11 protein-coding genes are annotated in these 13,208 nt (G+C 74.2%); 6 read left to right on the top strand and 5 right to left on the bottom strand.

The window, feature by feature from the left end; genetic code table 11:
• The coding region (locus ACFPZN_RS36070; protein WP_378286933.1) for a Tex family protein at positions 1-2,303 on the bottom strand (2,303 nt) is incomplete at its 3' end.
• 272 nt (positions 2,304-2,575) lie between these two features.
• Positions 2,576-3,046, bottom strand: a complete 471-nt coding sequence (locus tag ACFPZN_RS36065) for a DUF6210 family protein (protein ID WP_378286930.1) — start codon at positions 3,044-3,046, stop codon at positions 2,576-2,578.
• 161 nt (positions 3,047-3,207) lie between these two features.
• On the opposite strand from ACFPZN_RS36065, the gene ACFPZN_RS36060 reads away from it, so the two are divergent.
• The 5 genes from ACFPZN_RS36060 (at position 3,208) to ACFPZN_RS36040 (ending at position 8,630) form a co-directional block, all read left to right on the top strand.
• Complete coding sequence (locus tag ACFPZN_RS36060) at positions 3,208-4,503, top strand: sensor histidine kinase (RefSeq protein ID WP_378286929.1); 1,296 nt, start codon at positions 3,208-3,210, stop codon at positions 4,501-4,503.
• Positions 4,455-5,099 (top strand): LuxR C-terminal-related transcriptional regulator, encoded by a 645-nt coding sequence (locus ACFPZN_RS36055; protein WP_378286928.1) that lies wholly within the window; start codon positions 4,455-4,457, stop codon positions 5,097-5,099. Before ACFPZN_RS36060 ends, ACFPZN_RS36055 begins: the two co-directional genes overlap by 49 nt.
• A 237-nt stretch (positions 5,100-5,336) precedes the next feature.
• Positions 5,337-6,938, top strand: a complete 1,602-nt coding sequence (locus ACFPZN_RS36050; protein WP_378286927.1) for a glycosyl hydrolase family 18 protein — start codon at positions 5,337-5,339, stop codon at positions 6,936-6,938.
• Positions 6,939-7,044: 106 nt separating this feature from the next.
• On the top strand, positions 7,045-7,893 hold the full coding sequence (locus ACFPZN_RS36045; protein WP_378286926.1) for an alpha/beta fold hydrolase: 849 nt from the start codon (positions 7,045-7,047) through the stop codon (positions 7,891-7,893).
• The gene (locus ACFPZN_RS36040) at positions 7,890-8,630 is read left to right on the top strand and encodes an HAD family hydrolase (protein WP_378286925.1); all 741 of its coding nucleotides are present in this window, start codon (positions 7,890-7,892) and stop codon (positions 8,628-8,630) included. The genes ACFPZN_RS36045 and ACFPZN_RS36040 overlap by 4 nt, the downstream gene beginning before the upstream one ends.
• 21 nt (positions 8,631-8,651) lie before the next feature.
• Here ACFPZN_RS36040 and ACFPZN_RS36035 read toward each other — a convergent pair whose 3' ends face one another.
• The gene (locus ACFPZN_RS36035) at positions 8,652-11,303 is read right to left on the bottom strand and encodes an ATP-binding protein (protein ID WP_378286924.1); all 2,652 of its coding nucleotides are present in this window, start codon (positions 11,301-11,303) and stop codon (positions 8,652-8,654) included.
• A gap of 131 nt (positions 11,304-11,434) precedes the next feature.
• Positions 11,435-12,022, bottom strand: coding sequence for a YceI family protein (locus tag ACFPZN_RS36030; protein ID WP_378286923.1), 588 nt, complete (start codon positions 12,020-12,022; stop codon positions 11,435-11,437).
• A gap of 161 nt (positions 12,023-12,183) precedes the next feature.
• Here ACFPZN_RS36030 and ACFPZN_RS36025 point away from each other — a divergent pair, with 161 nt between their 5' ends.
• Positions 12,184-12,633, top strand: coding sequence for a winged helix-turn-helix transcriptional regulator (locus tag ACFPZN_RS36025; RefSeq protein ID WP_378286922.1), 450 nt, complete (start codon positions 12,184-12,186; stop codon positions 12,631-12,633).
• On the opposite strand, the gene ACFPZN_RS36020 is transcribed toward ACFPZN_RS36025, so the two are convergent.
• Positions 12,620-13,207, bottom strand: coding sequence for a hypothetical protein (locus ACFPZN_RS36020; RefSeq protein WP_378286921.1), 588 nt, complete (start codon positions 13,205-13,207; stop codon positions 12,620-12,622). The genes ACFPZN_RS36025 and ACFPZN_RS36020 overlap by 14 nt on opposite strands.
• Position 13,208: the final 1 nt, after the last annotated feature.

The following is a 13,208-nucleotide window of genomic DNA, read 5'->3' as shown; positions in this document are numbered from 1 at the left end:
CCGCCGCCCTGGCCGCCGCCTGGGCCGCCGCCGTGGCCGCCGCGGCCGCCCTGGCGCTGCTGCCCGCCGCCGCGCCCGGACGGCCCGCCGCGCTCCCCGCGCTCGCCGCCGCCGCCCGCGCGGGACGAGTCGTCCAGCCGCAGGGTGAGCGAGATCCGCTTGCGCTTCAGGTCCACGTCCAGGACCTTCACCCGGACGATGTCGCCGGGCTTGACCACGTCGCGCGGGTCCTCCACGTACCGGTCCGACATCGCCGAGATGTGCACCAGGCCGTCCTGGTGCACGCCGACGTCCACGAACGCCCCGAACGCGGCGACGTTCGTCACGACCCCCTCCAGGACCATGCCCGGCTCCAGGTCGGCGGGCTTCTCCACGCCCTCCTTGAACTCGGCCGTCCGGAACGCCGGGCGCGGGTCACGGCCGGGCTTCTCCAGCTCGGCCAGGATGTCGGTCACGGTCGGCAGCCCGAAGGTGTCGTCCACGAAGTCCTGCGGCCGCAGCCCGCGCAGCGTCGCCGTGTTGCCGATCAGCCCGCGGATGTCGCCGCCGGACGCGTCCACGATCCGGCGCGCCACCGGGTAGGCCTCGGGGTGCACGCTGGAGGCGTCCAGCGGGTCGTCCCCGCCCGGGATCCGCAGGAAGCCCGCGCACTGCTCGAACGCCTTCGGCCCGAGGCGCGGCACCTCCTTCAGCCCGGTCCGGCTGCGGAACGGGCCGTGCTCGTCGCGGTGGGCGACGATGTTCTCCGCCAGCCCCTCGGCGATGCCCGAGACGCGCGTCAGCAGCGGCGCGGAGGCGGTGTTGACGTCCACGCCCACCGCGTTCACCGCGTCCTCGACGACGGCGTCCAGCGACCGGGACAGCTTCACCTCCGACACGTCGTGCTGGTACTGCCCGACCCCGATCGACTTGGGGTCGATCTTGACCAGCTCGGCCAGCGGGTCCTGCAGCCGCCGGGCGATGGACACCGCGCCGCGCAGCGAGACGTCCATGCCGGGCAGCTCGCGGGAGGCGTAGGCGGAGGCCGAGTACACCGACGCGCCCGCCTCCGACACCATGACCTTGGTGAGCCGCAGGTCGGAGTGGCGCGCGATCAGGTCGGCGGCGAGCTTGTCGGTCTCCCTGGACGCGGTGCCGTTGCCGATGGCGATCAGGTCGACCGAGTGGGCGCGGGCCAGCTTGGCGAGGGTCTCGATGGACTCGTCCCAGCGCCGCTTCGGCTCGTGCGGGTAGATCGTCTCGGTGGCCACGACCTTGCCGGTGGCGTCCACGACGGCGACCTTGACGCCGGTGCGCAGGCCCGGGTCCAGGCCCATGGTGGTGCGGGTGCCGGCGGGCGCGGCCAGCAGCAGGTCCTTGAGGTTGGCGGCGAACACCCGGACGGCCTCGTCCTCGGCGTCCTGCCGCAGCCGGGTGCGCAGGTCGATGCCCAGGTGGACCAGGACGCGGGTGCGCCACGCCCAGCGCACCGCGTCGGACAGCCAGCGGTCGGCGGGACGGCCCTGGTCGGTGATGCCGAACCGCGCGGCGATCTCGACCTCGTAGGAGGTGCGGCCTCCCGGACCGGCGGCCTCGGCGTCCTCGCCGCCCTCCTCGGGCTCCAGGTCGAGATCGAGGACCTCCTCCTTCTCGCCGCGGAACAGCGCGAGGATGCGGTGCGAGGGCAGCTTGGCGAACGGCTCGGCGAACTCGAAGTAGTCGGCGAACTTGGCGCCCGCCTCCTCCTTGCCCTCGCGCACCCGGGACAGCATGCGGCCCCGCGTCCACATCCGCTCCCGCAGCGCGCCGATCAGGTCGGCGTCCTCGGCGAAGCGCTCGACGAGGATGGCGCGGGCGCCCTCCAGCGCGGCGTTCTCGTCCGCGACGCCCTTCTCGGCGTCGACGTACCCGGCGGCGGCGGCCTTGGGGTCGTGCGAGGGGTCGCCCAGCAGCAGGTCGGCCAGCGGCTCCAGCCCCGCCTCGCGGGCGATCTGCGCCTTGGTGCGGCGCTTGGGCTTGTACGGGAGGTAGATGTCCTCCAGCCGGGCCTTGGACTCGGCCGCCATGATCTGCGCGCGCAGCTCGTCGGTGAGCTTGCCCTGGGACTCGATCGACTCCAGGATCGCCGCGCGCCGCTCGTCCAGCTCGCGCAGGTAGCGCAGGCGCTCCTCGAGCGCGCGCAGCTGGGCGTCGTCGAGGGTGCCGGTGGCCTCCTTGCGGTAGCGGGCGATGAACGGCACCGTGGCGCCGCCGTCGAGCAGGTCGACGGCGACCCGTACCTGGCCCTCCTTGACGCCGAGCTCGGCCGCGATCCGCCCGGTGATGGACGGGGCGTCAGACGGCGGTGCCGCCGGCGCCTCCTGCGGAGCGGCCGCCGGTGCGGTCGCGGCGGCCTCGTCGCCGTCGTCGGCGCCCGGGCCGGTGGGTGTCTGGCTGATGGATGCGGTCACGGTGTGGATTCGCTTTCTCCCCTGTAGGTTCGCCCATGCATTGTGCAGGGAACCGGGCCGCTTGTCGCGTCACCTCGGAAGTCGCCTCCGCGGCCGCGCTGGCAGGCGCCGCGGAAACCGCCCTGGTGGACGGCCCGGAAGCTACCTCAGCGGGCGCCGTTCCAGAGCAGGACGCCGGGGCCGTCGGGCGTGCGGACCGGGACCCACGCGTCGTCCAGTTCGCGCAGCCTCTCCTCGTCGACGGCCAGCGGTGACCGGCGGGCCTCCCCGTCCGGTACGGGGGACGAGGCCCAGAAGTTCACGGAGGCGACCGCCGAGCACAGCCTCTCGTACGCCGCGGAGGGCCGCCCGGGCGGGTCGCCGAACGCGCCGCCGCCGGCGGTCTCGCGCCGGAAGAGGGCGCGGAGCTCGCGCAGGCTCTCGCGGCCGGTGCCCGGGTCGCGGGTCCCCACCTGCACGAGGTAGCCCTCGACGGCGCCCTGGCGGCGGGCCGTGCCGCCGTACTCCTGCTCGTAGACGACGCCGGTGGCCGCCCGGACGACGACCGCCAGCCAGTCGCCGAGCGTCCCGTCCGGATCCAGCATCACGTACCGCTTCCCCCTGGCCTTCTCCCGCACTCCACCAGACTGGTGGACCTAGCACCACTGAGGAAGCGGGATCGCGCAGCCACAATGGAGGAGCCGGCGGGACGCCCCGCGCCCGCCGCGCACGGGCCTTGGTCCGTTGCGGACCTTGCCGACCCCCGCCGAGCCTGCCGAACCCGCCCGTGGAGGAGCCGATGATCGACGACGAGCGCACCCGCCAGATCATCAAGACGGGCCTGCTCACCGGCCTGCGCGGGCTGATCCAGGCGGTGCTGTCGCTGGGGGCGGGCATCCCGCTGTTCGTGCTGGCGGTGCTGTCGATCGCGTTCATCCCGCTCGGGATCGGGATCGTGCTGACGCCGCTGGTGCTGCTGGCCGTCCGGGCGCTCGCCAACCTCCAGCGGGTGTGGGCGGCGGAGTGGTCGGCCGTGCCGGTCCCGGTGCCCTACCGCCCCCGTCCCGAGCGGGGGAACAACCTGTTCCGGCTCCTGAAGTGGCTGCTGGGCGATCCGGCGACGTGGCGCGACCTGCTGTGGCTCGTCCTGAACATGCCGCTCGGGATGCTGCTGGGGCTGCTGCCGGCCTCGCTGCTGGTGTACGGCGTCGAAGGCGTCGTGGTGGCTCCCTGGCTCGGCCAGATCACCTTCTACGGCTGGGGCCCGTTCTGGCCGCTGGAGGACTGGGGGGCGGTGGGCATCGCCGGGTCGATGGGCTTGGGGGCGGCGCTGACGGCGTTCGCGCTCCCGGCGGCTCCGCGCATCCTCAAGGGGCACGCGCTGTTCACCCAGGCGCTGCTGTCGCCCGCGCGGACGGCACTGGCCGAGCGGGTGCAGGAGCTGACCGAGACCCGGACCGAGACCGTGGACGCCTCCGCGGCCGAGCTGCGCCGGATCGAGCGGGACCTGCACGACGGCGCGCAGGCCCGGCTGGTGGCGCTGAGCATGAACATCGGGCTGGCCGAGGAGCTGATGAAGCACGATCCGCAGGCGGCGCAGGAGCTGCTGACGGAGGCCCGGTCGGCCAGCGGGAAGGCGCTGACGGAGCTGCGCGACCTGGTCCGCGGGATCCATCCTCCGGTGCTGGCCGAACGCGGCCTGGACGGCGCGGTGCAGGCGCTGGCGCTGTCCCTGCCGCTGCCCGTGGACGTGCGGATCGAGCTGCCCGGACGGGCCGACGCCCCGGTGGAGTCGGCCGCCTACTTCGCGGTCGCCGAGATGCTGGCCAACGTGGTCAAGCACAGCGGCGCGTCCCGGGCCTGGGTGCAGGTCGAGTACCGCTCCGACCGGCTGCAGCTGATCGTCGGGGACGACGGCGAGGGCGGCGCCGACCCCGGGGCGGGCAGCGGCATGCGGGGCATCGAACGGCGCCTGGCCGCGTTCGATGGGACGATGGCCGTGACGAGCCCGCCCGGAGGGCCGACCGTCGTGACCATGGAGCTGCCGTGCGCGTTGTCATCGCCGAGGATCTCGCCCTCCTCCGGGACGGGCTGATCCGCCTGCTGGAGGCCTTCCGGTTCGAGGTCGTGGAGGCGGTCGACAACGGGCCCTCGCTGCTGCGGGCGCTGACGACGCACCGTCCGGACGTGGCGGTGGTGGACGTGCGGCTCCCGCCGACGTTCACCGACGAGGGGCTGAAGGCGGCGCTGGAGGCGCGCAAGGAGATCCCGGGCCTGCCGGTGCTGGTGCTGTCCCAGCATGTGGAGCAGCTGTACGCGCGGGAGCTGCTGTCCGACAGCACCGGCGGGATCGGCTACCTGCTGAAGGACCGGGTGTCGGACGTGAGCCAGTTCGTGGACGCGGTGCGCCGGGTGGCCGCGGGCGGCACCGCGCTGGATCCGGACGTGGTGGCCCAGCTGCTGACCCGGCACGCCCGCGAGGAGCCGCTGCGGGCGCTGACCCCGCGTGAGCGCGAGGTGCTGGGGCTGATGGCCGAGGGCCGGTCGAACGCGGCGATCGCGTCGGCGCTGTTCGTGACCGAGAAGGCGATCAGCAAGCACACCAACAACATCTTCAGCAAGCTGAGCCTGCCGCCGTCGGAGGACGACAACCGGCGGGTGCTGGCCGTCCTGGCCTACCTGGGCGCCTGACGCCCGCGCGGGCACTCCGCGTTCTTTCTTTTTTCTTCGTGCGGCGGGTCCGGCCGTACGTCCGCAGGCCGCCGCGCAGACCACCCGGCGGCCCCTCCGGTGGTGCCGCGACCAGCGGCTCCGGGGCCCTTGCCGGTGCGTCCCCGCCCGGTTACCATCGCGCCAACTCTTAGGAAACTTTCCTAAGAGAGAGCGGGGTTTGCTGTTGGGTTCGGGGGCCGAGCTGAACGGAGAACCATGTCCAGACCGGGCGGACGGCGGGCCCTCGCGCTCGCCGGCGCACTGACGATCGCGGCGGGCGCGGCGCTGGCAGGCGCGCCACCGGCGACGGCGGCGGCGGTCACCGCCGCCTGCACCAAGACCTCCGACTGGGGCACCGGCTTCGAGGGCCGGTGCACGATCACCAACGGGACCGCGAGCTCCCTCTCCGGCTGGAAGGTCGCCTTCGACCTGCCCGCCGGGACGACCGTCACCTCCGCGTGGGACGCCACCCGCAGCGTCTCCGGCACCCGCCACACCTTCGCCAACGCCGGCTGGAACGGCACGCTCGCCGCGGGCGCGACGGCCAGTTTCGGATTCGGCGGGACCGGCCCCGGCTGGATCTCCGGCTGCACGGTCAACGGCGGCGCCTGCGACGGCTCGGGCGGCCAGCCCGACCCCGACCCGGACCCCGACCCGGACCCCGACCCCGACCCGGATCCCGGTCCAGGTCCCGGCCCGGGCGCGCGCAAGGTGATCGGCTACTTCGCGCAGTGGGGCGTCTACCAGCGCAACTACCACGTCAAGAACATCGACACCAGCGGCTCGGCATCCAAGCTGACCCACATCAACTACGCGTTCGGCAACGTCCAGAACGGCCAGTGCGCCATCGGCGACGGCTACGCCGACTACGACCGCTTCTACCAGGCGGGCGAGAGCGTCGACGGCCAGGCCGACACCTGGGACGCCGGGGCCCTGCGCGGCAGCTTCAACCAGCTCCGCAAGCTCAAGAAGAAGCACCCGCACCTGAAGGTGATCTGGTCGTTCGGCGGCTGGACCTGGTCGGGCGGCTTCGGCCAGGCCGCCGCCAACCCGGCCGCGTTCGCCGAGTCCTGCCACCGGCTGGTCGAGGACCCGCGCTGGGCGGACGTGTTCGACGGCATCGACATCGACTGGGAGTACCCCAACGCCTGCGGGCTGACCTGCGACACCAGCGGGCCGGCGGCGTTCCGGAACCTGATGTCGGCGCTGCGGTCGCGGTTCGGCTCGAGCAACCTGGTCACCGCGGCGATCACCGCCGACGGCACCGCGGGCGGCAAGATCGACGCCGCGGACTACGGCGGGGCGGCGCAGTACGTCGACTGGTACCTGCCGATGACCTACGACTTCTTCGGCGCCTGGGCGGCCGGCGGGCCCACCGCCCCGCACTCCCCGCTGACCACCTACAACGGGATCCCCACGCAGGGCTTCCACTCCGACGCGGCGATCCAGAAGCTCAGGTCCAAGGGCGTGCCCGCGAGCAAGCTGCTCCTGGGGATCGGCTTCTACGGGCGCGGCTGGACGGGCGTCACCCAGAGCGCGCCCGGCGGCACGGCCACCGGACCCGCCCCCGGCACCTACGAGCAGGGCATCGAGGACTACAAGGTCCTCAAGAACCGCTGCCCGTCCACCGGCACCGTCGCGGGCACCGCGTACGCCAAGTGCGGCGCCCAGTGGTGGAGCTACGACACCCCGGGCTCCATCGGCGGGAAGATGACCTACGCCAAGAACCAGGGGCTGGCCGGGTCCTTCTTCTGGGAGCTGAGCGGCGACACCACCGGAGGTGAGCTGATCACCGCGATGCGCAACGGGCTGGGCTGACCCGCCGACGGGCCCCTGGTCGCCGCCGGACGGCGACCGGGGGCCCGTTCCGTCGGTCCCGGCTGACACAATCGCCGGGCGGGTACGACGCGATCAGGGGGCAGTGTTGGCCGACTGGAAACTGGACGGGACGTACGCGAGCACCTCGGGCGAGGTGCGCTGGGCCGCGTTCGGCGACCCCGGCGGCGAGCCGCTCGTGCTGCTGCACGGTACGCCGTTCTCGTCCTACGTGTGGCGGCACGTCGGCCGTGCCCTCGCGGCGGCCGGGCACCGGGTGCACGTGTGGGACATGCCCGGGTACGGCGCGTCCGAGAAGGCGCCCGGCCAGGACGTCTCCCTCGCCGCCCAGGGCCGCGTGTTCACCGGGCTGCTGGAGCACTGGGGCCTGGACGAGCCGCTGGTCGTCGCGCACGACTTCGGCGGCGCGGTCGCCCTGCGCGCCCACCTGCTGCACGGCGCCCGCTACCGCGCGCTCGCCGTCGTCGACCCGGTCGCGCTGGCGCCGTGGGGGTCCCCGTTCTTCCGGCTGGTCGGCGCCAACGCCGCCGTGTTCGAGCAGCTCCCGCCCGCGCTGCACCGGGCGCTCGCCCGCGAGTACGTCACCTCGGCGAGCTCCCCCGGCCTGCACCCGGCCACGCTGGCCGCCCTCGTGGAGCCCTGGCTCGGCGAGGCCGGGCAGCCCGCGTTCTACCGCCAGATCGCGCAGGCCGACCAGCGCTTCACCGACGAGATCCAGGTCCGGTACGGGGAGATCGGCATCCCCGTGCTGGTGTGCTGGGGCGCCGACGACTCCTGGATCCCGGTGGAGAAGGCGCACGAGCTGGCCGCCGCGATCCCGGGCGCGCGGCTGCGGCTGATCGAGGGCGCGGGGCACCTCGTCCAGGAGGACGCCCCGGCCGAGCTGACGGCCGCGCTCCTGAACTTCCTCCACGACCACCGGAAGGGGCGGCAGTGAACGCGGAATCGGGGATCGAGGCCGTCCTGTTCGACCTCGACGGGACGCTGTTCGACCACGGCGCCGCGGCGGCCGGGGCGGCGGCCGCGTCCCTGCCCGAGGCCGACCCCGGGCACGTGGCCCGCCGCTGGATCGAGCTGGAAGAGCTGGTCTACCTGCGCTACCTGGCGGGCGAGCTGTCCTTCGCCGAGCAGCGGCGGACGCGGATCACGATGCTGGCGGCCGAGCTGGGCCTGGGCGACTGGGACGCCCCGCGCGCCGACGCCTGGCTCGCCGGATACCTGGAGCGGTACGAGGAGCGCTGGACCCTCTTCGCCGACGCGGCCGCCTGCCTGGACGCGCTCGCCGCGCTGCCCGGGCCGCCGGTGCTCGGCATCATCACCAACGGCAACGGCCCCCAGCAGCGCGCCAAGATCGCGGGGATCGGGCTGACCGGCCGCTTCCCGCACCTGGTCATCTCCGAGGAGGCGGGCGCCGCCAAGCCCGCCCCGGAGATCTTCCACCTCGCCTGCCGCACCGCCGGGACGGCGCCCGCGCGCACCGCGTACGTCGGCGACCGGCTGGCCACCGACGCGCTCGGCGCCCGGGCCGCCGGGCTGCACGGCATCTGGCTCGACCGGCCCGGCCCCGCCGCACCCGGCATGCCCCGCCCCGACTCCGGCCAGACCGAGGAGGGCGGCGACCACGAGGTACCGCGCATCACGACACTCGCCGACCTCCCACCCCTCCTGACCTGACAGGCCGCCCACCAGCAACGCTCAGGGCGCGGAGCCGGAGGCGCGGGCCAGGACGTCGCGGGCTCGGCTCTCTCCGGCGGTGTTGCCCAGGCTGCGGTACATCTCCAGGGCCTGGGCCGCGGGCTCGCGCGCCTCCTCGTTGCGGCCCGCGCCGATCAGCACCTCGGCCAGGGAGCGCCTGCTGCGCGCCTGCCACCAGCGGTCACCGAGCTCGTCGAAGACCTCGATGGCCTGGCGCACCGAGTCCGCGGCCTCGTCGTGCCGGTCCAGCCGCCCGTACGCCCGCCCCTCCGAGACCCGCGTGCGCGCCACGCCCCAGGTGTCGCCGAGCCCTTCGAGCATCTCCTTGGCCTGCCGGACGAAGATGAGCTCGCGCAGGCCGTTGCGCGGATCCCCTACCTCCCCGGCGGCGCGCAGGCAGCGGGCCTCCTCCCACTGCTCGCGCCGGAAACGGAACGCCTCGGCAGCCCGTTCCAGGGCGGGCGCGGCGAGACTGAACCTGGTCTCCGCGGCGGCATGGTCGCCTGCCGCGTACAGGGCCCGCCCCTCCGTGGCCAGGACTTCGCCGAGCGCGCGCAGCGTCTGGGCCTCGGAATAGCGGTTGCCGTTGCGGTGGAAGACGTCCAGCGCCTCCTCCAGGAGTTGCCTGGCCTCCTCCGAACGCCGCTGGGCGAGCCTGAGCTCGGCCAGGTTGCGCTGGGTACGGGCCTGCCACCACGGGTCGCCCTCCCGCTGGAACGTCTCGATCGCCTCCAGCAGGTAGCGCTGGCCCTCGTCGATGTTGCCCGCGTCCCGCAGGCTCATCCCCACGGCGCGCAGCGCACGGGCCCGCCACCAGGTCTCGCGCAGCCCGGTGAAGATCTCCAGGGCCTCGGTCTGGTCGGCCAGCGCCCGCTCGGACTGGCCCCGGCCGCTCATCACCGTGGCCCGTTCGAGCAGCGCGATGCCCAGCGAGCGGCCGTCGTCCAGGCGCCGCGCGGCCGTCCAGGTCAGCTCGGCGACCGTCCGCCACTCCTGCCAGAACACCCGCAGCGAGTGGAACAGCGAGCAGGAAGCCCGGCCGAGGCGCCACACCAGCCCCCACATCTCCCGCTCCGCGGCCTGGTCGAGCAGCGCCAGCAGGGCGGGCCGCTCGCTGCTCAGCCAGTCGGTCGCGGTGTGCTCCGGGACGGTCGGCGCCGCGCCCCCGCCCGTCCCGGTGCCGGGCCCCGAGCGGCGGTGCCAGTCCTGCGGCCAGCGGTGGGCGGCGACCGCCTCGGCCCGCTCCCGGTAGCCGTCCAGGACGCGTTCGATGGCGGCGCTGCGCTCGTCGCCGGAGTCCTCGCGCTCGGCCTGCTCGCGCGCGTACAGCCGGACCAGGTCGTGCAGGCGGTAGCGCATCCGGCCGGTGGCGTCGGTGCCGGTGCACTCCACGAGCTGGGCGTCCACCAGCGCCTCCAGGTGGTCGCCGCCCTCGAGGTCGGAGACGTCCAGCAGCGCGCCCGCCACCCACGCCTGCACGTCCGGCGCCGCCAGCAGTCCCAGCGCCCGCAGCAGTCGCCGCTGGGTGCGGGTGCAGTCGTCGTAGCTGAGCTGGAGGCTGGCGCGGACGCTGCTGTCGATGTTGCGGGCGACCTCCAGCTCGTCCAGGCGGCGGCGCCGCTCGTCCTGGAGGCGGCCGGCCATCTCGCGCAGCGTCCAGCCCTCCCGGGCCGCGAGCCGCCCGCCGCAGATGCTGATGGCCAGCGGCAGGCGGCCGCACAGCTCCACGATCGCCGCCGCCGACTCCGGGTCGGCGGCCACCCGGCCGTCCCCGGCCAGCCGCCGCAGCAGCTCCACGCCGTGCGCCTCGGTGAACTCGTGCAGCCGCAGATCGAGGGTGTTGCGGAGGTAGAGCGGCTGCCGCGAGGTGACCAGCACCGCGCAGCCCCCGGCGGGCGGGAGCAGCGCCTGCACCTGGTCGCCGTCGTGCGCGTTGTCCAGCAGGACGAGAAGGCGGCGGTCGCGCGCCCACGTCCACCACAGTTTGCGCAGCTCCTGCAGGCCGCCGGGGTCGGTGGTGAGCCGCACGCCCAGCGCCAGCAGGAAGCCGATCAAGACCTCCTCGGGCCGGACCTGAGCCTCCTCGGGCTCGGGCCCGGTCTCGCCGGAGGGCGGTTCGCCGCGCAGGTCGAAGTAGAGCTGGCCGTCGGGGTGGTCGCCGGCGATCTCGTGCGCGAACCGGGCGGCCAGCGCCGACTTGCCCACCCCGGCCGGGCCGTGCACCGACACCACCAGCGGCGCGACGGGCGAGCGGGCCTCGGGGGCGAACGCCCGGCGCAGCCGCGCCAGCGACCGCCCACGCCCCGTGAAGTGCGCGGTCACCGGCGGCAGCTGGGCGGGGACCACCGGCGGGGCCGGCTCGTCCGCACCGCCCCCGCTGCCCTGGCCGCCGCCCCCGACCTGGGGGAATCCGGTCTGGCCGCCCCAGGCGGCGAGCCCGGCCAGCACCGCGACGCCGCCGATCACGGCCGCCCGGGCGGACTCGGGCAGGGCCAGGGACTCCAGCGAGGTGGTGACGGCGGTGATCACCGCGGTGAGCCCGCCCACGATCCAGGGCGCGGCCAGCCGGGCCCCGCGCCGGACCGCCGGGGAAGGTCCCGGCTCGGACGGGGACGGCGGCGGTGGCGGAGGTTCGGACGGTCCCCTCGGCATGCGCGCCCCCTCGTCCCAGCGGCCACGGCCCGGCCCGGCGATCTACGCGATTCCCCCGAAAGAACCACGATCGCGGGAACCGAGCGCCGTTCCAACCCCTGGCCGGCGACGAGGTGATGACTTCTTCGTGATCAAGCGGGAGCGTCGGTGTCCAGGGCGGCCTGGATCTCCAGCACGATCTGCACCTTCTCGCCGAGGGCCAGCGCGCCGCCCGGGACCGTGGACGCGTCGCCGACCTTGAAGTCCAGCCGGTTGATCTCCGTGCTGGCGGTGAACCCGGCCCGGGCGCCCTTGAACGGGTCGTCGGTGCGGAACGGGTCCGGTCCGAAGCCCTCGATCTCCAGGTCCAGCGTCACCGGCCGGGTCACGCCGCGCAGCGTGAGCTCGCCGTCCAGGAGGAACGCCGAGCCCGCCGCCCGCACGCCGGTGGAGCGGAAGGTCATGCTCGGGTGCTTCTCCACGTCCAGGAAGTCGGCCGACCGGACGTGCTCGTCGCGCTGGGCGTTGCCGGTGTCGATCGAGCTCAGGTCGATGGTCGCGGTGACCTCCGACTCCAGCGGGTCCGCCCCGGTGACCACCTGGCCCTCGAACGCCCCGAACCGGCCGCGGACCTTGCTGACCATGAGATGGCGGATGGTGAAGCCGACGGTGGAGTGCACGGGGTCGATGGTCCAGGTTCCGGCGACATAGCCGGGGATCTCGACAACGTCGGTCGTCATGGTGTCTCCTTGGAGCGGTTCTGCACAGTAAGAAGGTTCCGTTCAGTTCCCTGGTTCCGGTCGGTACGTCGCTTCCGGAAAGGAACCGTTCCCATCGTGCGGAGACCCCGCGTACGGCGCAAGAAGGCACTTTCACCTGCCCTGGTCACCTGGAGATAACCATGCAGAACAGCAGCGTCGAGCACGGTCCCGGGCCGTCCGTCCCGGCGGGCGCGCTCACCACCGGGACGATGTACGCGCCCACGTGCCGGGGACGGGAGGTCCTGGACCGGGTCGGCGACAAGTGGTCGCTGCAGGTGCTGGCGGTCCTCGCCGACCGGACCATGCGGTTCGGCGAGCTGCGCCGGACGATCGACGGCATCAGCCAGCGGATGCTGACGGTCACGCTGCGCACGCTGGAGCGCGACGGCATCGTGATCCGGACCATGTACCCGGTGATGCCGCCGCACGTGGAGTACGCGCTCACCCCGCTCGGCAAGACCCTCCTGGAGGCCGCCTCGGCGTTCATCATCTGGGCCGAGGCGCACGTGGACCTGATCGAGGAGGCCCGCGCCGACTACGACGCCCGCGCGGCGGACGAGGCCGGCCCGGAGGGCTTCAGGACGTCCTGAAGCCCTCCTCCGGACCTTCGGGCAGGTCGGCGTCGCAGACGGCGCAGACGTAGTGGGCGTCCTTCACGAGGTTGAGCTCGCCGCACGCGCCGCACCGGCGGAACACGAACGGGTGGGTGAAGCCGTCCGGCCGCCGCCGCAGGCCCGCCCCGTCCAGCGCGGCGGCGACCTCGGGCCAGCACTCCACGCCGGGGCAGTAGCCCGTGGACTGGTTGCTGACCTCGACCACGGCCGGGCCGGACGCGTCGAAGGTGATCTCACCGGCGGCCAGGACGGGCCCGCCGCCCGCGCACGCCACGTGCTCGCTGCGCCGCGGCGCGAGCCGGAGCGTCCCGCCGAGGTCGACCACGTAGGTGAACGGCTCGCCGCGCTCGCCCGGCTCCCGCCCCTCGAGCCACGCCCGCACGTCACCGGGGGAGCGAATCGGCGCCCCGCCCTCCCCCGGCCGCACCCGCGCCCTGATGTCGGACGGCCCCACGTAGTCGTACCGCACCGGCACGCGCTCGGCGCCGAGAAGCGACTCCGGGACGGCGTCGGAGTCAGGCCCGGGAGGCGGATCGGGGTCGGGGGGCATG

This window comes from Actinomadura rugatobispora, from assembly GCF_042656285.1.
Classification (GTDB): domain Bacteria; phylum Actinomycetota; class Actinomycetes; order Streptosporangiales; family Streptosporangiaceae; genus Spirillospora; species Spirillospora rugatobispora.
The sequence above is the reverse complement of the archived record's forward strand: the minus strand, read 5'-3'. Positions and strand labels throughout refer to the sequence as shown.